Origin of the sequence: Lysobacter auxotrophicus, from assembly GCF_027924565.1 — a bacterium.
GTDB classification, from domain to species: Bacteria; Pseudomonadota; Gammaproteobacteria; order Xanthomonadales; family Xanthomonadaceae; genus Lysobacter_J; species Lysobacter_J auxotrophicus.
On the sequence record NZ_AP027041.1, the window covers coordinates 1,898,545 to 1,922,961 of the forward strand.

General features: G+C 67.5%; 26 protein-coding genes. 13 read left to right on the forward strand and 13 right to left on the reverse strand.

What is annotated here, in order from left to right:
• Positions 1-7: 7 nt before the first annotated feature.
• Positions 8-781 (reverse strand): DUF4410 domain-containing protein, encoded by a 774-nt coding sequence (locus tag LA521A_RS08370; protein ID WP_281781837.1) that lies wholly within the window; start codon positions 779-781, stop codon positions 8-10.
• Positions 782-872: 91 nt separating this feature from the next.
• Positions 873-1,427, reverse strand: coding sequence for a DUF2058 domain-containing protein (locus tag LA521A_RS08375; protein WP_281781838.1), 555 nt, complete (start codon positions 1,425-1,427; stop codon positions 873-875).
• A gap of 63 nt (positions 1,428-1,490) precedes the next feature.
• Here LA521A_RS08375 and LA521A_RS08380 point away from each other — a divergent pair, with 63 nt between their 5' ends.
• Positions 1,491-1,988 (forward strand): YgjP-like metallopeptidase domain-containing protein, encoded by a 498-nt coding sequence (locus LA521A_RS08380; RefSeq protein WP_281781839.1) that lies wholly within the window; start codon positions 1,491-1,493, stop codon positions 1,986-1,988.
• Between the two features lie 92 nt (positions 1,989-2,080).
• Here the strand turns inward: LA521A_RS08380 and LA521A_RS08385 are convergent, their stop codons facing one another.
• A complete protein-coding gene (locus LA521A_RS08385) occupies positions 2,081-3,391 on the reverse strand; it encodes an MFS transporter (RefSeq protein WP_281781840.1) in 1,311 nt (436 codons plus the stop codon).
• Positions 3,392-3,566: 175 nt separating this feature from the next.
• On the opposite strand from LA521A_RS08385, the gene cyoA reads away from it, so the two are divergent.
• The 7 genes from cyoA to LA521A_RS08420 all read left to right on the forward strand — a co-directional run bounded on the left by cyoA (position 3,567) and on the right by LA521A_RS08420 (position 10,415).
• A complete protein-coding gene (cyoA, locus tag LA521A_RS08390) occupies positions 3,567-4,628 on the forward strand; it encodes a ubiquinol oxidase subunit II (RefSeq protein ID WP_425494579.1) in 1,062 nt (353 codons plus the stop codon).
• 89 nt (positions 4,629-4,717) lie between these two features.
• Positions 4,718-6,697 carry a cytochrome o ubiquinol oxidase subunit I gene (gene cyoB, locus LA521A_RS08395; protein ID WP_281782055.1) on the forward strand — a complete coding sequence of 660 codons (1,980 nt, stop codon included), beginning with the start codon at positions 4,718-4,720 and terminating at the stop codon, positions 6,695-6,697.
• On the forward strand, positions 6,690-7,319 hold the full coding sequence (gene cyoC / locus LA521A_RS08400) for a cytochrome o ubiquinol oxidase subunit III (protein WP_281781842.1): 630 nt from the start codon (positions 6,690-6,692) through the stop codon (positions 7,317-7,319). Before cyoB ends, cyoC begins: the two co-directional genes overlap by 8 nt.
• Positions 7,316-7,708 (forward strand): cytochrome o ubiquinol oxidase subunit IV, encoded by a 393-nt coding sequence (gene cyoD / locus LA521A_RS08405; protein ID WP_281781843.1) that lies wholly within the window; start codon positions 7,316-7,318, stop codon positions 7,706-7,708. Before cyoC ends, cyoD begins: the two co-directional genes overlap by 4 nt.
• A gap of 9 nt (positions 7,709-7,717) precedes the next feature.
• Positions 7,718-8,506, forward strand: a complete 789-nt coding sequence (locus LA521A_RS08410; protein WP_281781844.1) for an SURF1 family protein — start codon at positions 7,718-7,720, stop codon at positions 8,504-8,506.
• A gap of 30 nt (positions 8,507-8,536) precedes the next feature.
• Positions 8,537-9,889, forward strand: a complete 1,353-nt coding sequence (locus LA521A_RS08415) for an ATP-binding protein (protein ID WP_281781845.1) — start codon at positions 8,537-8,539, stop codon at positions 9,887-9,889.
• Positions 9,876-10,415, forward strand: a complete 540-nt coding sequence (locus LA521A_RS08420; RefSeq protein WP_281781846.1) for a response regulator transcription factor — start codon at positions 9,876-9,878, stop codon at positions 10,413-10,415. Before LA521A_RS08415 ends, LA521A_RS08420 begins: the two co-directional genes overlap by 14 nt.
• Before the next feature lie 155 nt (positions 10,416-10,570).
• On the opposite strand, the gene LA521A_RS08425 is transcribed toward LA521A_RS08420, so the two are convergent.
• The 4 genes from LA521A_RS08425 to LA521A_RS08440 form a co-directional block, all read right to left on the reverse strand.
• Positions 10,571-11,830 (reverse strand): patatin-like phospholipase family protein, encoded by a 1,260-nt coding sequence (locus LA521A_RS08425; protein WP_281781847.1) that lies wholly within the window; start codon positions 11,828-11,830, stop codon positions 10,571-10,573.
• A complete protein-coding gene (locus tag LA521A_RS08430; protein WP_281781848.1) occupies positions 11,794-13,065 on the reverse strand; it encodes a carbohydrate porin in 1,272 nt (423 codons plus the stop codon). The genes LA521A_RS08425 and LA521A_RS08430 overlap by 37 nt, the downstream gene beginning before the upstream one ends.
• Before the next feature lie 14 nt (positions 13,066-13,079).
• Complete coding sequence (locus LA521A_RS08435; RefSeq protein ID WP_281781849.1) at positions 13,080-14,663, reverse strand: CoA transferase; 1,584 nt, start codon at positions 14,661-14,663, stop codon at positions 13,080-13,082.
• Between the two features lie 152 nt (positions 14,664-14,815).
• Positions 14,816-15,274: an outer membrane lipoprotein gene (locus tag LA521A_RS08440; RefSeq protein ID WP_281781850.1), complete on the reverse strand. Its 459-nt coding sequence runs from the start codon at positions 15,272-15,274 to the stop codon at positions 14,816-14,818.
• A gap of 494 nt (positions 15,275-15,768) precedes the next feature.
• Here LA521A_RS08440 and LA521A_RS08445 point away from each other — a divergent pair, with 494 nt between their 5' ends.
• Both LA521A_RS08445 and LA521A_RS08450 read left to right on the forward strand, forming a co-directional pair.
• Entirely contained in the window at positions 15,769-16,263 is a 495-nt protein-coding gene (locus LA521A_RS08445) for a VOC family protein (RefSeq protein WP_281781851.1), read from the forward strand.
• 218 nt (positions 16,264-16,481) lie between these two features.
• Entirely contained in the window at positions 16,482-18,503 is a 2,022-nt protein-coding gene (locus LA521A_RS08450) for a M13 family metallopeptidase (RefSeq protein WP_281781852.1), read from the forward strand.
• A 48-nt stretch (positions 18,504-18,551) separates the two neighbouring features.
• On the opposite strand, the gene LA521A_RS08455 is transcribed toward LA521A_RS08450, so the two are convergent.
• The 4 genes from LA521A_RS08455 to LA521A_RS08470 form a co-directional block, all read right to left on the reverse strand.
• Complete coding sequence (locus tag LA521A_RS08455; RefSeq protein ID WP_281781853.1) at positions 18,552-19,742, reverse strand: BaiN/RdsA family NAD(P)/FAD-dependent oxidoreductase; 1,191 nt, start codon at positions 19,740-19,742, stop codon at positions 18,552-18,554.
• Between the two features lie 22 nt (positions 19,743-19,764).
• The gene (locus tag LA521A_RS08460) at positions 19,765-20,322 is read right to left on the reverse strand and encodes a YaeQ family protein (protein ID WP_281781854.1); all 558 of its coding nucleotides are present in this window, start codon (positions 20,320-20,322) and stop codon (positions 19,765-19,767) included.
• 64 nt (positions 20,323-20,386) lie between these two features.
• Complete coding sequence (locus tag LA521A_RS08465; protein ID WP_281781855.1) at positions 20,387-20,752, reverse strand: response regulator; 366 nt, start codon at positions 20,750-20,752, stop codon at positions 20,387-20,389.
• A gap of 248 nt (positions 20,753-21,000) precedes the next feature.
• Complete coding sequence (locus LA521A_RS08470; RefSeq protein ID WP_281781856.1) at positions 21,001-21,258, reverse strand: hypothetical protein; 258 nt, start codon at positions 21,256-21,258, stop codon at positions 21,001-21,003.
• On the opposite strand from LA521A_RS08470, the gene LA521A_RS08475 reads away from it, so the two are divergent.
• On the forward strand, positions 21,257-21,466 hold the full coding sequence (locus LA521A_RS08475; protein WP_281781857.1) for a hypothetical protein: 210 nt from the start codon (positions 21,257-21,259) through the stop codon (positions 21,464-21,466). The two genes, LA521A_RS08470 and LA521A_RS08475, sit on opposite strands and share 2 nt — an antisense overlap.
• A gap of 15 nt (positions 21,467-21,481) precedes the next feature.
• On the opposite strand, the gene LA521A_RS08480 is transcribed toward LA521A_RS08475, so the two are convergent.
• Complete coding sequence (locus LA521A_RS08480; protein ID WP_281781858.1) at positions 21,482-21,922, reverse strand: EF-hand domain-containing protein; 441 nt, start codon at positions 21,920-21,922, stop codon at positions 21,482-21,484.
• Between the two features lie 128 nt (positions 21,923-22,050).
• Between LA521A_RS08480 and LA521A_RS08485 the strand changes: the two genes are divergently transcribed.
• The gene (locus LA521A_RS08485) at positions 22,051-23,415 is read left to right on the forward strand and encodes a hypothetical protein (RefSeq protein WP_281781859.1); all 1,365 of its coding nucleotides are present in this window, start codon (positions 22,051-22,053) and stop codon (positions 23,413-23,415) included.
• Positions 23,416-23,482: 67 nt separating this feature from the next.
• On the opposite strand, the gene LA521A_RS08490 is transcribed toward LA521A_RS08485, so the two are convergent.
• Positions 23,483-23,692, reverse strand: a complete 210-nt coding sequence (locus LA521A_RS08490) for a hypothetical protein (protein ID WP_281781860.1) — start codon at positions 23,690-23,692, stop codon at positions 23,483-23,485.
• Between the two features lie 176 nt (positions 23,693-23,868).
• On the opposite strand from LA521A_RS08490, the gene LA521A_RS08495 reads away from it, so the two are divergent.
• Positions 23,869-24,354, forward strand: a complete 486-nt coding sequence (locus LA521A_RS08495; protein ID WP_281781861.1) for a YaiI/YqxD family protein — start codon at positions 23,869-23,871, stop codon at positions 24,352-24,354.
• Positions 24,355-24,417 lie beyond the last annotated feature (63 nt).

Genomic DNA, 24,417 nt, shown 5'->3' on the forward strand with positions numbered 1-24,417 from the left:
CCGCGGGTCAGGGAACACCAGTCCCCGCGCCCGCCGCGAGCCACCCATTGCGGCGATAGATGGCGATCACCGAATCGGCGATGCCCGTCGCCGTGCGCTGCGCCGCGGCGCGTATCGACTCCGGGCCGCGTTCCTGCATCACATTCGACGTGCCCGACACCGCGGCGCTGGTCGCGACCGAACCCGCCGCGCTCGCGAGGCCCAGCGGCAGCAGCACGCCGGGCAGGCGGCCGCCCTGCGTGTTCGCTTCCGCGGTGGCGAGCGAACGCGGACCGGTCGCCGTGATCTGGAACGCCTCCACCAGCGTGCTCAGTTCCCCGCGTCCCGCGCCGAACCCGATCAGCACGCGCGTGGTCCGGCTGCCCGGCGTGATCGATACGAACTCGCCGCGCAGCACCACGTCGCCGAGTTTCGGCACGGGGCCCGCGCCGACGGGATAGGCGTCGATGCCCGCCGCGCGCAGGCGCGCCACCACCTGCTGCGCGACCTGGCGGCCAAGCTGGCGGCCGAGTTCGACGTCCTCGCCGGTCTGCGGCGCTTCGTTCTGCTCGAAGTAACCGGTGATGGGCGAATCCGGCGGCAGGTCGCCGCGCGTGCCGGCAAAGTCGTAGACCAGGATGCGTTCGGGGCGCTCGACCGCATGCCGCGTGTCGGCGCGTTCGAACTGCGGCGTAGGCGTCGTCGCGCATGACGCCATCATCAAGGCGGCGAGCACGCACGCGGTTCGACCGAACCGGGTGGCGTGTGCGGTGACGACGCTGGTGCGACGGCCGATGTCCATGGCGGCAACCCGGTTGGCGAGCCGCCAATACACGCCTGCAATCGTTAGGCAGCGGTGAAAACGCGCGACCGCTGGTCGTCGCGCGTGGCGATCACCAGATCAGGTCGTCCGGCACCTTGAACTGCGCGTAGTAGGCGTCGTCCTCGGACGTCGCGGCATCGGCTTGCGCGCCGGCTTCCAGGCCATGATCGAGCACGATCATGCCCGGGTCGCGTTCGCGTACCTTGTCGGCCGCGGCGCGCGGGAGCAGCTCGAAGCGATCGTCGATGCGCGCGATCACCAGTGCGCCGGAGGACAGCTTCTTTCGCAGGTCGTCGTTGATCAGCAGCGTGCGGATCGTGTTGCCTTCGGTGAAGCGGTATTCGCTTTCCCCCGATCGCGGCACCTTGCGGTCCTGGATGATCTGGCGCGCCTGCGCCCGCAGTTCCGCCGCGCGGGCCTGCGCCTTGCGTTCGGCTTCGATCGCGCGGTCGCGTTCGGCCTTGTCGGCGCGCGCGCGTTCGGCTTCCACCTGGATTTCGTTGCGTTCGGCCGGCGCCTTCGCGTGCCGCGCCTTGTTCTGCTCGCGCGCGACCTCGGCCACCTTGGATTTCTTGACCAGGCCTGCCTTGAGCAGCTGTTCCTGGAGCGGATTCGCCTTCGCCATGTCGCGGTTTCGTGCGGGGGGATTCGGCCCCATGATACTGCCGTCGCCCCCTGTTTCCCGCCGATGGACACGCTGAAATACCTTTCCGGCTACCCCGAACACCTGCTGGCGCGGGTGCGCCAGCTGATCGACGAGGACCGGCTGGGCACGATGCTCGCGAACCGGTACGACCAGCCCAATACCGTGCGAAACGACGCGCAGCTGTACGACTACGTGCAGGCGCTGAAGGACCGCCACCTTCGCAAATCCGTGCCGCTGGGCAAGGTCGTCTACGACAGCAAGCTGCAGGTGATGAAGCACGCGCTGGGCACGCATACGGCCATCTCGCGCGTGCATGGCGGGCGGCTCAAGGCCAGTCGCGAGATCCGCATCGCCACCGTGTTCCGCGATGCGCCGGCGGACTTCCTGAAGATGATCGTCGTGCACGAGCTGGCGCACATGCGCGAAGCCGAGCACAACAAGGCTTTCTACCAGCTGTGCACGCACATGGAAGCGGACTACCACCAGCTCGAATTCGATCTGCGCTTGTACCTGACGCATCTGGACCTGACGCGACGTTGAGGCGCGGCAGGGAGCGCATCAACGAAAACGCCCGCGGGGATCAGCCGCGGGCGTTCCGTCCGATCGGTGGAGCGGGGCGGTAGCCCCGAACGTCAGCTCTTGTAGTTCATCGCGCGGTTGATGCCCAGCGCGGCGAGCGTGCCGATGGCGCCGGAGAGCAGGTACGCGCCCAGCCATGCGAGGCCGAACTGCGAGCACAGGCCCAGCGCGACGAGCGGCGCGAACGCGGCGCCGATCAGCCACGCGAGGTCGGACGTGAGCGCCGCGCCGGTGTAACGGTAGCGGCGGCCGAAGTTCGCCGTGACCGCGCCCGCCGCCTGGCCGTAGGAGAGGCCGAGCAGGGCGAAGCCGATCAGCACGAACGCCGCCTGCCCGATATCGCCGCTGCCCATCAGCGTCGGCGCGAAGCCGCTGAACATGGCGATCAGCAGCGCCAGGCCGCCGAGCGTGCGTGCCCGGCCGACCTTGTCGGCGATCAGGCCCGACGCGACGACGCCGCCGCAGGCGATGAACGCACCGATGATCTGCACGATGAGGAAGGTGACGATGGACTTCTGCGAATACAGCAGGATCCACGAGAGCGGGAAGATCGTGACGATGTGGAAAAGCGCGTAGCTGGCGAGCGCGGCGAACGCGCCGATCACCACGTGGCGCCCCTTCGCGCGGAACAACTCGCCGATCGGCGTGGGTTCCAGTTCCAGCTCGCTCATCTTCTTCTGGTATTCGTCCGCCACCACGATGCGCAGGCGCGCGAACAGCGCCACGACGTTGATCGCGAAGGCGACGAAGAACGGATAGCGCCAGCCCCACGAGAGCAGGTCGTCCTCGCTCAGGCTCGCATACAGGAAGGCGAAGACGCTCGCGGCGACGATGAAACCGACCGGCGCGGCGAGCTGGCCCAGCATCGAGTACCAGCCGCGGCGACCCTTCGGCGCGTTCATCGCGAGCAGCGACGGCAGGCCGTCCCACGAACCGCCCAGCGCGATGCCCTGGACCATGCGCAGCAGCGCAAGCAGCACGATGGCGGCCATGCCGATGGTGTCGTAACCCGGCAGGAACGCGATGCCGGCGGTGGCGCTGCCCAGCATGAACAGGGAAAGCGTCAGCTTGATGCCGCGTCCCCAGCGCTGCTGGATGGACATGAACAGGACAGTACCCAGCGGCCGCGTGATGAATGCGAAGGAGAACAGCGCGAAGGCCGCCAGCGCACCCTGGAGGCGGTCCAGGAACGGGAAGAACACCGCCGGGAACACCAGCGCGGAGGCGATGCCGAAGACGAAGAAGTCGAAATACTCGGACGCGCGCCCGATGACGACGCCGACGGCGATTTCGCCCGGGGCGACGTCGGTGTGCGCCTTGGTGCCGTGATCGTGGGTGGAAGCAGTGGGGTTTACAGTGGACATCGCGCGAGACACTCGATGGACCGGCCGATGGAAGGATCGCCGATGGGACATAAGAGGATGCGACGATAGCCTGACAGAGGCAACCGGTCCGGACGATAGGACAAAACGTCCAATTCTCCCGTCACACGCCCGGGAATACATTGACCATGCTCAAACCGTAAGCCCCCACCTACCCATGTCCATCGTGCGCAGAGCCCTGCAGGCCGCCGTGTTGCTTTTCGCGACCGTCGCCCTGGCAGGTTGCAACCTGTTGGTCCTCAATCCCGCCGGCGATATCGCGGCCCGACAAGGGCAGCTGATCATCGTCTCGACGGTCCTCATGCTGATCGTGATCGTCCCGGTGATCGCGCTCACGCTGCTGTTCGCGTGGCGTTACCGCGCGTCGAACCGCAGCGCCACGTACAAGCCGGACTGGGATCACTCGACCCAGCTGGAGCTGGTGATCTGGGGCGTGCCGCTGCTGATCATCATCGCGCTGGGCGCGATCACGTGGATCAGCACGCACCTGCTGGATCCGTTCCGTCCGCTCGATCGCATCTCCGCCGGTCGTCCGGTGCCGGCCGACGTGAAGCCGCTGGAAATCCAGGTCGTCGCGCTCGACTGGAAGTGGCTGTTCGTCTATCCGGAAGAGGGCATCGCGACGGTGAACGAGATCGCCGTGCCGGTCGATCGTCCCGTGCATTTCCGCATCACCTCGTCATCGGTGATGAACACCTTCTACGTGCCCGCGCTGGCCGGCATGATCTACGGCATGCCCGGCATGGAGAGCGAGCTCAACGCCGTGATCAACGAGGCGGGCGTATACGACGGCTTCTCGGCGAACTACAGCGGCGCGGGCTTCTCGCACATGCGCTTCAAGTTCCATGGCATGTCCGACGCCGATTACGCGCGTTGGCTCAACGACGTGCGCGCCGGCGGCGACGCGCTCACGCGCGCGGCGTACCTCGAACTGGAAAAACCGTCCGAACGCGAACCTGTGCGCCACTTCGCGCGCGTCGACAACGGCCTGTTCGATGCGGTGCTCAACCGCTGCGTGGACATGGACCGCTTGTGCATGAACCAGATGATGGCGATCGACGCCACCGGCGGCTTGGGCCTGGCGGGCCTGCAGCCGCTGGCCACGCCGCGCCGCGGCGACCCGCGCCTGGGCGCGTACGTGTCGGCGAAGGTGTGCTCCGTCAACGATGCCGTGCCCCAGTCCCTGTCTGGCTCGATCGTCGGCATGAAGGCGCCTTGAGCGCCGTCCTGATGCCGACCTGTTTCTTGGCCTGAAAGCCCCGGAATTCCGCGATGTCCCTCGAAAGCGCTACCGTCCCCACCTCGCCGATCTTCGGCCGCATGACATGGGAATCCATTCCCATGTTCCATGAGCCGATCCTGGCGGTCACCTTCATCGGCACCGTGCTGCTCGGCCTCGCACTGCTGGCCGTGATCACCAGGCAGAAGCTGTGGGGCTACCTCTGGAACGAGTGGTTCACCAGCATCGACCACAAGAAGATCGGCATCATGTACATCGTGCTGGGTCTGGTGATGCTGCTGCGCGGCTTCGCCGACGCGGTGATGATGCGCCTCCAGCAGGCCATGGCCTTCGGCGACAGCACCGGTTACCTGCCGCCCGCGCACTACGACCAGATCTTCACCGCGCACGGCGTGATCATGATCTTCTTCGTGGCCATGCCGCTGGTCACGGGGCTGATGAACTACCTCGTGCCGCTGCAGATCGGCGCGCGCGACGTGGCGTTCCCGTTCCTCAACAACTTCAGCTTCTGGATGACCGTCTCCGGCGCGGTGCTGGTGATGATGTCGCTGTTCTTCGGCGAGTTCGCCGCGACCGGCTGGCTCGCGTATCCGCCGCTGTCGGGCATCGCCTTCAGTCCGGGTGTCGGTGTCGATTACTACATATGGGCGCTGCAGATAGCAGGCGTCGGTACATTGCTGTCGGGCGTGAACCTGCTGGTGACCATCATCAAGATGCGCGCACCGGGCATGACCATGATGAAGATGCCGATCTTCACCTGGACCTCGCTGTGCACCAACGTGCTGATCGTGGTGTCGTTCCCGGTGCTGACCGCCGTGCTGGCGCTGCTCGCGCTCGACCGTTACGCCGGCACGAACTTCTTCACCAGCGACCTTGGCGGCAACGCCATGATGTACGTGAACCTGATCTGGATCTGGGGCCACCCGGAGGTCTACATCCTGATCCTGCCGCTGTTCGGCGCGTACTCGGAAATCGTGTCCACCTACTCGGGCAAGCGCCTGTTCGGCTACTCGTCGATGGTCTACGCGACGGTGTGCATCACGGTGCTGTCGTACCTGGTGTGGCTGCACCACTTCTTCACGATGGGGTCGGGCGCGAGCGTCAACTCGTTCTTCGGCATCACCACGATGATCATCTCGATCCCGACGGGCGCGAAGATCTTCAACTGGCTGTTCACCATGTACCGCGGCCGCATCCGCTTCGAAGTCCCGATGCTGTGGACGATCGGCTTCATGATCACCTTCGTGATCGGCGGCATGACCGGCGTGCTGCTGGCCGTCCCGCCGGCGGACTTCGTGCTGCACAACAGCCTGTTCCTGGTCGCGCACTTCCACAACGTGATCATCGGCGGCGTGGTGTTCGGCCTGTTCGCGGCGATGACGCACTGGTTCCCGAAGGCCTTCGGCTTCAAGCTCGATCCGTTCTGGGGCAAGGTGTCGTTCTGGTTCTGGTTCTTCGGCTTCTGGTTCGCCTTCATGCCCATCTACATCCTGGGCCTGATGGGCGTGACGCGCCGCGTGAGCCACTTCGAGGACGCCTCGCTGCAGCCCTGGTTCATGACGGCGGCCTTCGGCGCCGCCCTGATCGCCGTCGGCATCGCGGCGTTCCTGTTCTGCATCTACGTCAGCTTCCGCAAGCGCGACCAGCTGCGCGACGTCACCGGCGATCCGTGGGACGGCCGCACGCTGGAGTGGTCCACGTCCTCGCCGCCGCCGGCGTACAACTTCGCCTTCACGCCGGTCGTGCACGACACCGACGCGTGGTGGGACATGAAGCAGCGCGGGTTCACGCGCGTCCGCGACGGCTTCCTTGCGGTGCACATGCCCAGGAACACGCCGGCCGGCCTGGTGCTGGCGCTGCTGAGCACGGCGGGCGGCTTCGCGATGATCTGGCACCTGTGGTGGCTGGCCGTCGCATCGCTGGTGGCCGTGGTGGCCTACGCGATCTGGCACACCTTCAACTACGACCGCGACTACCACATCCCCGCCGATGAAGTAGCCGCGACCGAACAGGCACGCACCCTGCAACTGGAGACGTTCCGTGGCTGAGTCCATCGCATTGACCCGTGAAGACGGCGCGCCGGTCTTCCTCGACACGCAGGGCCGCCACCATCCGGAGAACGGCACGCTGCTGGGCTTCTGGATCTATCTGCTCAGCGACCTGATGATCTTCGGGTGCCTGTTCGCGACCTTCGGCGTGCTCGGCCGCAGCTTCGCGGCCGGCCCGTCGGGCGCGGACCTGTTCGACCTGAAGCTCGTCGCGGTGAACACCGCCGTGCTGCTGGTGTCCTCGATCACCTACGGCTTCGCGATGATCGCGATGCAGGCGCGCAACAAGCGCGGCGTGATCGCCTGGCTCATCGTGACTGGCCTGCTCGGCGCGACGTTCCTGGCGATCGAGCTGTACGAGTTCCACCACTTCATCCACATCGGCGCCGGTCCGCAGCGAAGCGCGTTCCTGTCCTCGTTCTTCGCGCTGGTGGGCACGCACGGGCTGCACGTGTTCTTCGGCGTGATCTGGCTGATCGTGCTGTGCCTGCAGGTGCGCAAGCACGGCCTGACGCGCGCCAACACGCGCCGCGTCGCGTGCCTGTCGATGTTCTGGCACTTCCTCGACGTCGTCTGGATCGGCGTCTTCACCTTCGTCTACCTGATGGGCTCGCTGCGATGAGTGACCACGCACACCACGACCACGACGACGACTTCCTCGAGACCGGCATCCCGCACGTCTCGAAGAAGGAGTACCTGACCGGCTTCGTGCTGTCGGTCATCCTCACCGCCATCCCGTTCGCGTTGGTGATGGGCGGCTCGGCCATCAGCACGCCGCTGCTGGTGCTGATCCTGCTGGGCTTCGCGGCCGTGCAGGTGGTGGTGCACATGGTCTACTTCCTGCACATGAACGCGAAGTCCGAGGGCGGCTGGAACGCGCTCGCGCTGATCTTCACCGTCGTGCTGGTGGTGATCGTGCTCAGCGGTTCGTTGTGGGTCATGCACCACCTCAACACCAACATGATGCCCGGCGCGCACGAGATGCAGGAGATGCTGAAGAACGCGCCGTAACCGCACGCCATGCACGACGCCGCCGATCCGCAACCGGTCCGCCAGGGGCGACGCCCCTGGGTGCTGGCGATGTTCGCCACGCTGCTGGCGGTCGCCTTCGTCGGCTTCGTGTCGCTGGGGGTGTGGCAGGTCCAGCGCATGGGCTGGAAGCACGAACTGATCGCCCGCGTCGATGCGCGGGTACACGCCGCGCCGGTGCCCGCACCGGCGCGCGCGCAATGGGCCGCCGTTACCGAAGCCTCCGACGGCTACCGGCACGTGAGCGCCTCCGGCCGCTTCGTGCCGGGCATGGAAACGCGCACGCAGGCGGTGACCGAACTCGGCGCCGGCTTCTGGTCGCTCGTCCCGCTGCATACCGACGCAGGCGATTACGTGCTGATCAACCGTGGTTTCGTGCCGGTGATCGGCAAGGCCGCGATCGATACCGACCCCGTCAAGACCGTGACACCGCCGCCGCAGGGCAGGGTGGTCGTCAACGGACTGCTGCGCACCAGCGAGCCCGGCGGCGGTTTCCTTCGGCAGAACGATCCCGCGCAGGGGCGCTGGTACTCGCGCGACGTCGCCGCCATCGCGCAGTCGCACCGGCTGCCGGCCGATCGCGTCGCGCCGTACTTCATCGATGCCGACCGGGAGACCGCTTCGCCGGTGTGGCCGCGCGCCGGCATGACCATCGTGAAGTTCCGCGATTCGCACCTGTCCTACGCGCTGACGTGGTTCGGCATGGCATTGCTGACAGTGGTGGCCGGCGGTTTCCTGTTCGCGTCGGAGCGCCGCTTGCGCCATGATCGGCGCCGGTAAAACGCGCCCCGCGTCGTCATCGACCCGAACATGCCCTCACGCACCCTCCAGGACGAACTGGCCGCCGACAGCGGGCGCAGGCTTCCCGCGTTGACGCGCTGGCGCGGCAGCGCCGGGCTGCGCAACATGCAGCAGCTGATCCAGCTGCGCTGGATCGCGGTGATCGGCCAGGTCGCGACGATCCTCGTCGTGCATTACGGCCTGGGCATCGGGCTGCCGCTCAAGCCGATGTTCATCGTGCTCGCCGCGCTCACGCTGTTCAACATTGCCAGCCAGCTGTGGTGGCGCCGGCGCGAACACGCCTCCAGCAATGCGCTGCTCGTCTCGCTGCTGGTGGACGTCGCGTCGCTGACGATCCAGCTGTTCCTCTCCGGCGGCATCACCAATCCGTTCGTGTTCCTCTACCTGCTGCAGGTGGTGTTGAGCACCGTGGTGCTGCGCTCGCCGCTGAGCTGGGTCATCGCCGGCGCGGCGGCGTTCTGCGTGACGGGCCTCACGCTGGTGCGCACGCCCATCGCGCTCACCGTCGAACCCGCGCGCGGCCTGGGCGATCACTACGTGCAGGGCCTGCTGATCTGCTTCCTGCTGATCGCGGGCCTGCTGGTGGTGTTCCTCACGCGCATCGGCCGCATCCTGCGCGAACGCGACGCGCGCCTGGCCGAACTTCGCCAACGCGCCGCGGAAGAAGAACACATCGTGCGCATGGGCCTGCTCGCCTCGGGCGCCGCGCACGAACTGGGCACGCCGCTGTCGACGCTGTCCGTCATCCTGGGCGACTGGCAGCACCTGCCGACCATCGCGTCGGAAGGGGAACTGCATCGCGACGTCATCGAAATGCAGCAGCAGGTGGCGCGCTGCAAATCCATCGTCACCAACATCCTGCTCGCCGCCGGCGGGCCGCGCGCCGAAGCGCCGGTGGAAATGGGCCTGCACGCGATGCTCGACGGCTTCGCGGAGGAATGGCGGCAGGCGCGCAATCCCGCGCAGTTCAGCTACGCCAACCGTTGCAGCCTCGATCCGCTCATCGTGTCCGACACCGGCCTGCGGCAGATGGTCTTCAACGTGCTCGACAACGCGCTGGAAGCCTCGCCGGGCTGGGTCGCGATGGATGCCCACTGCGACGGCGAGGAACTCATCATCGACGTGAGCGATGCCGGCCCGGGCTTCGCCGCCGACGTGCTCGAACGGCTGGGCTCGCCGTACAACACCAGCAAGGGGCGTCCGGGCGGCGGGCTCGGTTTGTTCCTCTCGATGAATGTTGCGCGTACGCTGGGCGGGAGCCTGCGGGCGAGGAACAGGCCGCAGGGTGGCGCGGTGGTCACGATGACGCTCCCGCTTTCGGCCATCGCGATCGAGGAAGAACATGACGATGTCGAAGACTGAGCGCCGGCTGCTGATCGTGGAGGACGACGAGGCGTTCGCGCGGACGCTGGTGCGTTCCTTCGAGCGGCGCGGTTACCAGGTGCGTCACCTCACGGGCGAGGAGGGCATGCCCGCGTTGCTGGGCGAGTTCGCGCCGACGCATGCGGTGGTCGACCTGAAGCTCGCCGGCGGCGCGTCGGGCCTGTCCAGCGTGAAGCGCCTGCACGCCTTCGACGCGGACCTGGTCATCGTCGTGCTCACCGGCTACGCGAGCATCGCCACGGCAGTGGAGGCGATCAAGCTGGGCGCGCGGCACTACCTCGCCAAGCCGTCCAACACCGATGACATCGAAGCCGCGTTCGACCGCGCCGCGGGCGACACCGAAGTGGAACTCACCGAACGCACGACGTCGATCAAGACGCTGGAGTGGGAGCACATCCACGAAGCGCTCGCCGCAAGCGATTTCAACATCTCCGAGGCCGCGAGGCGGCTGGGCCTGCATCGGCGCACGCTGGCGCGGAAGCTGGAGAAGCGGCGGATCAAGTAGGGCTCGCCGCGTTCGTTCGTGTCGAAACGCAGTTGCCGTTGTAGCCCGGGGAAGCGAAGCGCCCCCGGGGAACGCCGCCGCAAGGAACGAAACCCGGGTGCGCTTCGCTTACCCGGGCTACAAGAGCTACAAGAGCTACAAGAGAGCATGTCCCATCACGGCACGCCGGGTCCGATCCCCGGCGGCAACGTGTACCAGACGGGCCCACGTTTCGCCGTACGTTCGCCCAGTTCGAACAGCCGCTTCATCTGGACCGGATCGAACGCCAGCGGATCGCCCAGCTCCTGGCCGGTCTCGATCGTCACCCAATGGAACGCCGAGCCGTTGCGCTGCGCGAAGGCGTATTCGCGGAAGAGGTCGCCGATGATCGTCGAGCGCCCCGAGCTTTCGATCACGCGCGTGGCGATGCTGCGGAACGAGCGCTCCGCCGGTCGCGCCGGCGGATCAAGCTGGCCGTTGTGGATCACGAAGATCTCGTCGCGCGCGGCGTGCTTCCCGGCGGCGCGATACAGGTGTGACGTGTCGAGCACGCCGACGTTCACGAACACGTTCGCGCCGATGAACCCGTCCACGTGCATTTCGTCGAAGCGTTTCCCGCCGGCTTCCACCTCCACCAGCACCGGCGGGAAGACGATCGGCACCGACGAGGACGCCAGCAGGATCGTGCGGAACAGTTCCAGTGCCCGCGCGTCGGCGTGCGTCGCGATCAGGCCCATGTTCCAGACGATGAACTCGCGCGCGTCCAGGTTCGCCGTGCCGATGTAAAGCCGCCGACCGCTGCGATGCGCGGCGGCGACCTGCGCGAGCAACGGGGCGTCGACATAGCGTTCGATGAGCGACGCCAGCGGGTCGCTGCGCGCGAGCGAATCATGGCGGAACACGACGCCGGCGGCGGAAAAGCCGGCGAGCACGTCGGCGCGCGTGGTGGTGGTGTAGAGCCGCTGCAGGATGTCGTCGTAACGCGGCCCGAGGAACGCGAAGGGCGCCATCAGCGCACCGGTCGATACGCCGGTGACGACCTTGAACACCGGACGCCGGCCCGTGGCCGTCCAGCCGCCGAGGAAGCCGGCGCCGAACGCGCCGAACGATCCGCCGCCCGACAACGCCAGCTGCGGGTAGCGGGTCTCGCCGTTCGCGTCGGGGGGAAAATCCGCCGCCGATTCGTCCTGCAGCGATTGCAGGAAGTCGCGCTCCATCGCGTCGCTGCGTCGCCCGGCGGCCGCGCGCACGTCGGGCATGCCGGCGATCGTCGCCGAGCCGGTGAGTTCCACCGGCACTGGATCGCGCGGCAGCGTCGCGCATCCGGCGAGCCAGAAGCACGCGAACGCCATCGCCGCGAGCACGCTGCGCGCACGCCAACGCGCCCGCCCGAGGGCAATCAGAACGTCACGCGTCCACGCAGGCTGGCGACCCACAGCACGCTCTCGTTCGGGTTGGTGGACGGATCGAGGATGGCCAGCACGTCCGGCGTGATCGCGAAGTTGCGCGTGACGTGGAAGCGGTAGAACACCTCGATGGTGTACTGGGAGCGCAGGAACGACGCCGCCGGTTCCGTCCAGCCCGCGCCGATGCCGACCAGGTTCGCCGGCGAGCCGCCCGGTCGCCAGCCGACGCCGGCCGACAGGCTCTTCTCCGCGGCCCAGTCCTCCGACACGCCGCCGCGGAAGAACACCATCGTCTGCGCCGCCACCATCCAGTTCGCGTTGAACGCGATGCCGTACGAACGCGGCGTGCCGTCTTCCTGCGCGTCGCGGTACCAGCTGGTGATGTGGAAGTTGTCCGGGTCCGTCGGGCCGCGCGCCTCGATCGGCAACCCCGCGCGCGAGCGCTGCGTCCAGCCGATGTCGAAGTGGTAGAAGTGCTCGGACGTGTTGAAGAAATCGTCAATGGTGCTGCCGGTATCGTCGCTGCGCGCCGTGTACATGCCGGCCTGCAGGTAGAGGCCGCTGTCGGTCGGGTAGTACGCGGCGACCATGCCGAACCCGCGCAGCGGCGACTGGATCGTGGGACTGGTGGAGAACTGCTGGCTCAGGAACTGCCGGTTGTCGTCAAAGAACGGATACGCGTTGACGAAGTTCGGCGCGAAGATCTTGCCGATGGTGTACTGGAACTTGTTGCCGAACAGGTTCTGCCGGATGTACGCCTGCGTCACGCCCAGGTCGAACTCGCCCCAGGTGGCCGCGGTCGGCACGATGGAACCGGCGGCGAAACCGGCGAACAGCGGCGGCAGGTCGCTGCCGAAGATCGGACGGCGATCCTCGATCGCCATCGCGAACGTGAGCGCTTCCGGCGTGCCGGCGCGGAACAGGTCGTAGGACAGGTTGAGCGTGAACTTCGCGCCGGTGGCATCGTGCTGGCCGACGAGGCTGTCGGAATAGTTCTGGTACAGCACGCCGTACGAACCGCCGAACGAGAAGCCAGTGCGCGCCTGCAACTGCTGCTTCCACGCGAACCACGGTTCCAGCACCGAGTCGCGCGGGAACGGGCTGCGCGTCGCCTCCGCATCGGACGCTTCCAGGTCGCCTTCGGCCGACAGCGTGCCCTGCATCAGCGGCGGATACGGCGCGTCGTCGTCCGCCGGCTGCACTTCGCCGAAGGCCGGCGCGCAGGCCAGCATCAGCAGCGCGGCGCAGGCGCTGCGGTGGCGCATGGCACGCGCCGCTTTCATGCGCGCCACGCCGGGCGATCGCTGCCGCGCACGGCCACCAGCGGATCGCGCCAGCGCCCGGGCGTACGCGAGAGTTCGACCTGAGGCGCGAGGCGATCGATGTCGCCGTACGGCGTCTTGCGCGTGATCGTGCGCGGTTTGCCGATGCGATGGTCGGGCGCGTTCGCATCGAAGTTCGTGTCGGCGAACTGGCCGAGCGACTTGTACCACATGCCCGCGCGCGTCAACGACACGCGCACGTGGTAGCTGCCGCCTTCCTTCGCGCGCCGGCGCAACGCCGCGAGCACGCCCGCCGCGCCGAGATAGCCCGCGATGTAGTCGTTCATCACCAGCGTCGGCGGGAAGCGCGGCGTGCCGTTGCCCTCGGCCAGGGTGAAGCCGGACACGGTCAGGCCCTCCATGTCGAAACCGGCGCGGTCGCGCCACGACCCGTCGTGGCTGTAGCAACGCACCGACAGGTACACGATGCCGGGCCGTTTCTGCGCGACGGCCTGCGGGCCGAAGCCGAGGCCGTCCATCGCGCCGCCGCGGAACGATTCGGCGAACACGTCCGTCTGCGGGATCAGCGCGGCAAGCCGCTGGTTCTGCGCGGCATCGCGCAGGTCGACGAAGGTCGAGCGCATGCCGACGTTGACATCCATGACCAGCGCCTCGTGCTCGAACGCCTGGTCGCGCGCGACGTGCAGCACGTTGGCGCCGTATTCGGCCAGTGTGCGCGAGGCGGTCGTGCCGGCGATCACGTGCGTGCACGAGACGACGTTGATGCCGGACAGCGGCTGCTGCGGATCCGGCGTGAACGGCACGGGCGCGGAATCGCCGATCTTCACGATTTCCACCAGCGGTTTGCCCGCGAGGTGCCTACCTTCGGGGTGCTTCGACCACTCGTCCGCGGTGCGATGCATCGCCGCCGCGGCGCGTGCGTCGGCCAGCGCGGTTTCCAGTTCGACGCCGTTCCACTGGCGCACGGCCTGCTGTATGGCCTCCAGGTTCGGCGGGCACTTGAGCGTGTTGAGGATGCGGTCGCTCAGGTGCGGGTACGCGCCGGTGAGGTTCATGAAGCGCCCGTCCTTCGTCGCGAAGGAACGGAACGACATGGGATGGCCGAGCCCGAGCGGCGCCTGCATCATCAATCCGTTGACGGTCGGCATCCACGCAAGATTCGCCGGGATTGGATCGCTCTTCGGCACCAGCCCGCCGGCCTGCATCTGCCGCAGCACCATGCCGACCAGCGGGTTCACGTTCCAGACCGATTCGCGCAGGTCGACCTTCAGGTCCTGGCCTTCGCCGGTGCGCTCCTTCCAAATCGCCGCCGCGCCGACGCCCGCCGCCATCGCCGGAATCGCCATGCTCGCGCCGATGCGGAAATGGCTGCGCAGGATCGGGTCGGCGCCGGTGAAGGTCACGCTGCCGCCGCCGTCGTCCGCGCTGCCGCCGATGTCGCGCATGAACTGCGCGAACGCGCTGTCGATATCGAACGCATCGGCCGCGGCAGGCGCGGCATTGGCGAATGCGGGAACCTGCGAGGTCACGGCCGCCAGCGTGACCAGTCCCGTGCCCTTGAGGAAATCGCGGCGACTCACGCCTTCGGACTCCATGTCTTCCTCGCATTGTCGTCGTCGTGCGGTGGGAGATCCGTGTGATCGTCTCGAAGGCGTTCGCAATGCGCGCGCAGACGCGCCGCGCCGCAAGGCGCGCCTGCATCACGGCTGGCGATGCGGCCGGCGAACGCCGATCAGCGACTGACGCGCGTGGTCGTTCCGTCCGAGGTCACGCGCACGCGGTCGCCGACGCGGTAGTCGTTCGGCGTGCCGGGTTGCACGACCGCCAGCGTCTGGCCCGATTCCAGGCGCACGGTGATCTCCACGCCGGCCGTCGTCGTGCCCGCCATCGCGTTGCCGACCGCACCGCCCGCGACCGCACCCGCGACGGCGCCGGCGGTGTTCGCGCGCGTGCCGCTACCGAGGGTGCTGCCGCCGATGCCGCCGAGCGCCGCGCCGGTGGCGGTCGCGACGCCGCGTCGGTCGTTCTGGATCGCGACGGCGCGAAGGCCCTGCACCTCGCCCCACTGGACGCTTTGTGCGGTGCCGACCTGGCTGCGCGTGAAGGTGCTGGAGGAAGGCGGCGACGTGGAGCATGCGCCCGTCGCGATCGCGATCCCGAGCAGGAGAAGCGTCTTGCGGGGGAGGTCCATGTGTTCCCTCCAGGCTCACATTCGTGAACGTTGTGTTCAGCAATGTTGCGGAGTGCGTAAATATCAAGCCACGCGTGATCCGGTCGTGATGTTTCGTCGTTGAACTGCCGCTGCCGCACGCGCGCCGACCGTGGAGTCGGTGGGTGATGCGATGTGTCTGGCGCGATGCTACGGGCAGATGGACATCCGGGTCCGTGAGGGTGGGAACGTGCGACTACGCGGGCTCCTCGATGCTTTTGTAGCCCGGGTAAGCGAAGCCCACCCGGGGGCTCGTTGCACATCCCGGGTGCGCTGCGCTTACCCGGGCTACACCGGCGTACATCGCTCGCGCACATGCGTGGGCGGCGTGTGGGACCAGATGCTTGCGAGTGGACGACGATTCTGGATCACCGCGTCCTCCGATTCGCGCGGCGAAATGCCCTTTTAGAACACCTGCCGGCCGCCCCGGAGTGGTACCGTCCGCGTTCCACGTCCCTGGATCAAGGAGAACCCGGATGGCCAGCAAGAAGCCGATCGCCAAGAACTCCGTGTGCCTGTGGTACGACGGCACCGCGCTCGATGCCGCGACGTTCTATGCGGACACCTTTCCCGACAGTTCCGTCGACGCGGTGCACCACGCGCCGGGCGATTATCCCGACGGCAAACAGGGCGACGTGCTGACGGTGGAGTTCACCGTGATGGGCATTCCGTGCATCGGCCTCAACGGCGGCGACACGTTCAAGCCGGACGAAGCGTTCTCCTTCCAGGTCGCGACCGACGACCAGGCCGAAACCGATCGCCTGTGGAACGCGATCGTCAACAACGGTGGCAAGGAAAGCGCGTGCGGCTGGTGCAAGGACAAGTGGGGCGTGTCGTGGCAGATCACCCCGCGCGTGCTGGTCGAGGCGATCACCGACCCCGATCCGGCCGCCGCCAAGCGCGCGTTCGACGCAATGATGACGATGCGCAAGATCGACATCGCAGCGATCGAGAAGGCGCGGCGGGGGTGAGGTTCGTCGCGGGCGTCGGATGCGGCGCCGTTGTAGCCCGGGCAAGCGAAGCGCGCCCGTGGCTACGCCTCGCATGTGATCAGCCCCCCCGGGTGCGCTTCGCTTACCCGGGCTACAAAGGCGTTCACGGGGATGTCGGCAGGGAGGACTTCCGGCACCGGTCGACGCCGGGCCCGCGGCTATAGTGGCGACACCCACCCAAGCCCAGGGGCGTCGTCGTGATCCGGTCCAGCCTTCCGCTCGTCGCGTTGCTTGCAGCCGCCACCACCGCCTCGGCGGGAGCCGTGCACGGCATCCATCCCGAGGACATCGACCGCAAGGCCGACGCCTGCACGGATTTCTTCCAGTACGCCAACGGTGCGTGGCGCCAGCAGAATCCGATCCCCAACTACATGGACCGCTGGAGCCGCCGCTGGCAGTCGGGCGAGGTCAACAAGGAACACGTCCGCGACATCCTGACCGAGCTGTCGGCGAAGACCGACTGGCCCAAGGGCAGCGCGGGACAGCTCGCCGGCGACTTCTACGCCGCATGCATGGACGAGTCGCGCGTGGACGCGCTGGGCAGCAAGCCCGTGCAGCCGTGGCTGTCGGAAATCGCGGCCATCAACGACACCGCGGGCCTGCAACGCACGATCGGGCGGCTGCACGACGTGGGCGTCGCGGTGCCGTTCCAGGTCTATGCGGGCGAGGACCTGCACGATCCGTCCAAGACCATCGCGCACGTGTACGCCGGCGGCCTGGGCATGCCCGATCGCGATTACTACCTCAAGCCCGAACCGCGTTTCGTCGAGGCGCGCGCGAAGTACCTCACGCACGTGGCGAAGATGTTCGAACTCGCCGGCGTCCCGGCCGCGCAGGCGAAGACGAACGCCGACACCGTCTTCGCCTTCGAAAAGCGCCTGGCGGAAGCCTCGCTCGACAACGTGCAGCTGCGCGATCCGAAGCTGCAGGACAACGCCACCGCGTTCGCCGGGCTGTCGACGCTTGCGCCGCATTTCGACTGGGCCGCGTATTTCGATGCCGCGAAGATCCCGCGCAACGCGTTGAACGTGACGCAGCCGAAGTTCGTACAGCAGGTGGACAAGGAACTGGCGACCACGCCGCTTCCGCAATGGAAGACCTACCTGCAGTGGCACGTGCTGAACACCGCGGCCGACACGCTGTCGCAGCCGTTCGTCGAGGAGAACTTCGCGTTCAACGGGAAGTTCCTCACCGGCGCCACCGAGATCAAGCCGCGCTGGAAACGCTGCGCCGAGGCGACCGACAACCAGCTCGGCGAGGCGCTCGGGCAGAAGTACGTCGAGAAGTACTTCCCGCCCGAAGCGAAGGCGCGCATGCAGGAGATGGTGAAGAACATCCTGCTGGCGATGGACGACACCATCAACGAACTGGACTGGATGGATCCGGCGACGAAGAAGAAGGCGCTGGAAAAGCGCGCGACGTTCTTCCCGAAACTCGGTTACCCGGACAAGTTCAAGGAGTACGAAGGCGTCGTGGTGTCGCGCGATTCGGCTTGGGACAACGTCGTCGCCGCGTCGCGCTGGAACGTCGCCGACAACCGCAGCCAGATCGGCAAGCCGACCGATCGCAGCCGCTGGGGCATGACGCCGCCGACGTCGAACGCGTACTACAACCCGTTGCAGAACGAGATCGTCTTCCCGGCCGGGATCCTGCAGCCGCCGGCGTTCGACGTGACCGCGACCGACGCGGTGAACTACGGCGCGATCGGCGTGGTGATCGGCCATGAAATCAGCCACGGCTTCGACGACCAGGGCGCGCAGTTCGACGCGCAGGGCCGCCTGGCGAACTGGTGGACGCCGGCGGACAACAAGCAGTTCCAGGCAAAGGGCCAGTGCGTGGTGAAGCAGTTCGAGGGCTATTTCATCGAGCCCGGCGTGCACCACAACGGCAAGCTCGTGCTGGGCGAATCCATCGGCGATCTCGCCGGCGCGAAGATCGCGTACCGCGCGTACCAGAAATCGCGCGAGGGCAAGGGGCCGGAGCCGACCATCGACGGCTTCACGCCGGAGCAGCAGTTCTTCATCGCGTGGGGCCAGTGGCGCGGCGACGAAACCCGCATGGAAACCCAGCGCACGATGGTGCAGGGCGACCCGCATCCCATCGCGAAGTACCGCGTGAACGGGCCGCTGTCGAACCTGCCGGCGTTCCGCGAGGCGTTCCAGTGCAAGGCCGACGCGCCGATGGTGCGGCCGGAGGCGGATCGCTGCGAAGTGTGGTGAACGCGTAACGCGCGCGGTATGGGCGCCGCGGCGCCTGTACCGCGGCGCTCAAACCGCGTTGCCGGCGGCGTGGCCGGACGCCCACGCCCACTGGAAGTTGTAACCGCCAAGCCAGCCGGTGACGTCGAGCACTTCGCCGATGAAGTACAAGCCCGGCACGCGCTTGGACTGCATGGTGCTGGACGAGACTTCGTCGGTGTCCACGCCGCCGAGCGTCACTTCAGCCGTGCGATAGCCTTCCGTCCCGCTGGCGACCAGCGCCCAGTCCTGCAGCGACTGGGCGATCTCGCGCAGTTGCGGCGCGTTGTACTGCTTCATCGGGCGATTGGGCAGCCAGTGCTCGCACAGGCGTTGCGCGAAACGCTTGGGCATCACCTCGCCGAGCATGGTTTTCAGCTCCGCCGCAGGGCGTTCGCGCTGCCATTGCTGCAGGGTTTCCAGCGCATCGTGGCCGGGCAGCAGGTCCAGGCGCAGGTCGTCGCCGGGCTGCCAGAACGAGGAAATCTGCAGGATCGCCGGCCCGCTCACGCCGCGATGCGTCACCAGCAGGTAATTGCTGAAACTCGCGCCGTTGCATTGCGCGGTGACGGGCAGCGCGACGCCGGAGAGATCCGCGAGACGTTCCTGGTGCTTGCCGCTGAGGGTCAACGGCACCAGGCCCGCGCGCGTCGGCAGCACGGCGTGACCGAACCGGCGCGCGAGTTCGTAGCCGAAGCCGGTCGCGCCCATGCTCGGGATCGACAGCCCGCCGCTCGCAACGACCAGTGACGGCGCGGAAAAATTGCCGCGCGTGGTATGCACGCGGAAGCGCGCCTCGTCGCTGTCGCCGTGGTTGAGGCGCTCGATGCTGCAGCTGGTTTCCACGCGCACGCCGGCGGCGGTGCATTCGTCCATCAGCATCTTCACGATGAGCTTGGACGACTCGTCGCAGAACAGCTGCCCGAGTTCCTTTTCGTGGTAGGCGATGCGATGGCGCTCGACCATCTCGATGAAGTGCCACGGCGTGTAGCGGGCGAGCGCCGACTTGCAGAAGTGCGGATTCGCCGAGAGGTACTGCGCGGGCGTCGCGCCGGTGTTGGTGAAATTGCAGCGGCCGCCGCCGGACATCAGGATCTTCTTGCCGACGCGGTTGGCGTGTTCGACCACCAGCACGCGCTTGCCGCGCTGCCCGGCGGTCAGCGCGCACATCAGGCCCGCGGCGCCGCCGCCGACGACGATGACGTCGAAGTGCCCGCTCATGCCGCGATGCGCGCCGCCACGATCAGGCCGCCTGCGTGGCCGGCGCCATGCGCGTGCGCGGACGCAGGGCAGTCGTGCCGCGCTCGCCCATCAGCTGCAGTTCGTCGTCCTGGATCAGCGCGTTGAAGCGCATGCTGCGCTCGATCGCCGCGCCCAGCGCTTCGACGCTTTGTGCGTCGATGTCGATCACGGTGAGGTTGTCCAGCCGCGACAGCGCCGCGGCATTCTTGTCCCACCACACGTCCGCGGCGCGTCCGCCGTAGTTCACGACGATGACCTGACGCGCGCGGCCGCAGGCCTTGCGGATGCGCGACTCGTCGGGCTGGCCGAGGTCGATCCACTGCTCGATCTCGCCGGTGTAGTCGCGACGCCACAGGTCGGGTTCTTCCTCGTTGCTCAGTCCTCGGCCGAATTCCAGCCGCTCGCTCGCGAACAGCGCGAACGCGACCAGCCGCACCATCAGCCGCTGGTCGGTCTCCGACGGATGCTGGGCCAGGGTGAGCGGGTAGGTAGCGTAGTGGTGCCGGTCCAGGTCGCTGAGCGTCAGCTCGGCCTTGACCACGGTCGCCTTGAGCGCCATGTGCGGATGCCTTGGGCGAAAAACGGAGCCGGCATTCTAGGCGTTTGGCGCCGGCATTGCCCGGTCAGCGGCGCGGCGGGGGCGCCGCGCACACCGCCGAGGCGATGTCCTCGAACCGGTAGGGCTTCTGGAACACCGGCGCGTCGGCCGGCGCGCCGCACAACGTGGCGTCGTAGCCGGTCGCGAAAACGATCGGAAGATCCGGTCGCAGGCTGCGCAGCTGGCGCGCCAGTTCCAGGCCGTCCATGCCGCCGGGCAGTTCGATGTCGATCACCGCGCAATCGAAATGATGTTGCGCGAACAACGTGAGCGCCGATCGGGCATCGGGCGCCGGGTGCACGTTCAAACCAACGGCGTTCAACGCCTCGACCGCGTACTGCGCGATCAGGTGGTTGTCTTCCACGAACAGCATCGTGCACGAACAACGCATCGGTCTTTCCCGGTGTTCGCAGCCCCCTGCGGAGCAGGATCCTACGCGGGATTCCCGTCGGAAATCCGTCGGAAAAAAGTGTATGCATCGTGATGCCAGGCCCATGCGTGACCGATTTTGGCTGGCTTCACGCGGCGGGTGCGTTCACTTCTATACGTTCTCAGCGGACTGCACAGGGAGCAGACACCGATATGAACCTCACCATCCAGTGCCTACCTCCGGGTTGGCGGCTCGAAGCGCTGCCGCCTTCACGCGACCGGCGTGAATGCGGCATCCGATTGACCAGTCCGCACGGACAGGAAATCACCTACGTCCACAAACCATTCCAGTTCGCGTGCGAGATCACGCGAGAACTGCAGGCCGATCTTTTCGCGTCGCAACACCTTCGCGACCAGGCCGATCCGTCGCTTCGCATCGCACGTCCCGAGCAGCTCGCCGACGATGCGCGATTGAACGAAGCATTCAACAGCCGGTTGTAAGCGAATGGACCCGATGGAGTCGACCATGAACCAACCTCTCGACACGCTGCCTCCCGACTGGCGCATGGAAGTGCATGGCCCGGCCTGCGGTTGGCCGAACTGCACGCTCATCATCACCAGCCCGCAGGGCGTGCAGATCCGCTTCGTCCATCGTCCGGACGAGGGCGCCTGCAAACTCACCGAGCAGTTGCAACAGGCGATGGGGTATCGCCAGGACGCGGCCCGTTTGGGGTAAGCCGCGGCGTGCGGCTCAGGGCCGCACGCGTGCGCCGACGCCGGCCTTCATCTCGTCGAAGTCCAGGCCGCCGTCGGCGTTGCGATCGAGCCAGCTGAAGCGCATCTCCAGTGCGCGACGCAGTTCCGCGTCGTCGAGCTGGCCATCGCGATCCAGATCGACGGCGATCATGCGTTCCGGCGCGGTCGGCGCATCCGCCGGCTGCGGGCCGAGCGCGGCCTGCAGTTCGTCGGGCGAGAGCAGCTGGTCGCGGTTGGCGTCGGCCGTTTCGAACACGACGTCGCTGTCGTATTCGTACTTGCTCAGTACGCCGTCGCGGTTGGCATCGAGGAAGTCGAACCGGCTCCACGCCGGGTCCGACGCCGGACGCGGCGCGGTGTCGAGTGCGTCGCAGCGCGGCGATGCGCAAAAGCCCAGGCCAAGCACGAGCGCTGACAGCATCAGGCGATGGGTCACGGCGATTCCCCGGTGTGTGTTGATGGGATGCAACGCGAAGGCGCGGGCAGGTCGGACAGGCGCGGGCGGGCGGGGCGACGACCGGTCGATCCCTGCGATAAGCTGCGCCCGGGGAATCGGGAGCCGACATGGAATTCAGGCGTCTGGCGCAGGGCGCCGCGTGGACCGCGGTCGCGGGCGCGCTGCTGGTGTTGGGGTTGTGGCTGGTGGTGGTCGCGATCAATTGGCGCGATGAGGCGCCGTCCGCCGACGCATTGCGGCTTCAGCGCGCGGTCGACGAACGGCCGGCCGTCGCCGACGAGGCGAATGCCTACGTGCTGGTGCTGGGCCTGGGCGTGCCGGCGCAGGCCGATCCGCTTGAATGGGGCATGCGGCGGAAGGCCTTCATCGACGCGTCGGCCGAACGCCCCGCCGTGGCCGGTACCGCGCTGCCCGGCGAGGAACACGACTTCGCGCAGCACAGGACGGCAGCGACGAAGGCGCTGATCGGCGCGTGCCGGGAAGGCAATCGCGGTTGCCTGTCGCGCATGCAGGATGATCCCGAAGCCGTCGCCGCATGGCTCGATTCGGAACGCTGGCTGCTGGAGCGCTATGGGCGGCTCATCGGTCTGGCACAGTGGCGCGAAACGGTCCCGACCGGCATGAACCTGCTGTTTCCGCCGTGGTCGCCGACGACGGATGGACAGCGTCTGCTGCTGTTACAGGCGTGGCAGCACGCGCGGCAGGGCGAATCCGATGCCGCGCGCGACCTGCTCCAACGCGACCTGGTGTTCTGGCGCATGCTGCTGCGCTCGTCGGACACGCTGATCACCAAGATGGTCGCCACCGCCGCGATCCGGCGTCATTTCACGATGGGAAACCTCGTGCTGCGCGAACTCGCGCAACAGGGCGTGGACGCGTCGCCGCCGCCGTCGTGGAACATGCCGATCGATCGCGCCGAGCGTTCGATGCATCGCGCCTACGCAGGCGAATGGCAGTTTTCGAAGGCGGCGGTAAACTCGTCCTTCGAGATGGACGGCGAGGACACGTTACTGCGCAACCGCGTGTATGGCTGGGCGCTTGCGCCGTTGTTCAAGCGCCAGGCGACGATCAACCTGCTCGCCGCCAACCTGGTGCGGTTGAGCGACGGGCTGGACGTCGAACCAGGCGACATGCCTCGTGCGTTGAGCGAGATGGCCCGCCCTCCGGACGGCGGACTGCCGAGCCTCTACAACCCGGTGGGGCAGATGATCAGCCGGATCGGCTACGACGCCTACATGCCGTATGCGGTGCGCGCGAGCGACCTGGAAGGCGTGCGCTGCGCCGCGACGGTCGCCGCGGACATACGCCGTAATCCAGGCAGCGACGCCAGGGCAATCGACGAACGACTGCGTGATGCGACGCAGGCCGGGCCGTGCGCCGACACGCCTTTCGCCAGGGACGAAGCCGCGGGCAGCATCGTGTTCCAGGGCCTGCAGCCGCCGCCGCACGGGCGGCACACGTTCGTGCTCTGACGCCGAGCCTGCGGTTGGCGTCGACGCGCCCGGGAAAGCCGACCGCGTGCGACCGCGCTGAGGAGCGTTACGCCGCGACCGCGGATTCCGGCTCGACCAGCGCGTCTTCGAGCTGCCGGGTGATCTCGCATTCGAGCTGGTACGGGCGGGCCAGGTATTCGACCGTTTCGCCGTTGGGGCTGGTGATGCGGATCGCGCAATCCTCGAAGCGGGGCGAGTGCGGGCTGCGCGCTTCGATGCGCCAACCGGGCGGCAGGGACTGGACGGGAAGGCTCATGGTGCGGTGTGTCTGGTGGTCGGGGCTGTGAACCTAGCCATCGCCGTGCATTCGTTTCGTGATGCGCCGCCGGCAATGTTCAGGATGCGGCCGGGTTGCCGCGACACGTTAAGCTGGCGGCCTTGCCGGATTCGCCAGGCCCCGATGCATCCCGATGTGCAGACACAACCCGCTCGATGAGTGACGCCGACACCACGCAGCCGCAGATCTGGGTCGACGCCGACGCGTGCCCGGTCGTCATCAAGGACATCCTGTTCCGCGCGGCCGAACGCGCCCAGGTGCAGGTCACGCTGGTGGCGAACCAGTGGGTCCGGTGCCCGCCGTCGCGCTTCATCCGTTCGTTGCAGGTGCAGGGCGGGTTCGACGTGGCCGACAGCGAAATCGTCGAGCGCATGCACGCCGGCGACCTGGTGGTGACGCAGGATATTCCGCTGGCGGCGCGGGTGATCGAGAAGGGCGGCGTCGCGGTGAACCCGCGCGGCGAGCGGTACAGCCCGGAGAACATGGCCGAGCGCCTGTCGATGCGCAATTTCATGGAGGAACTGCGCGGTGCCGGCGTGCAGACCGGCGGCCCGCCCGCGTTCCATGCGCGCGATCGGCAGGCCTTCGCCAACCAGCTCGATCGCTGGCTTGCGCAGCGACCAAAACCCCGCGCGAACTGACCGCGCGCAGGCGCTAACGCGCCGCGCAATACGACCTTCGAACGAGGCGCGCCGGGCGTCGGC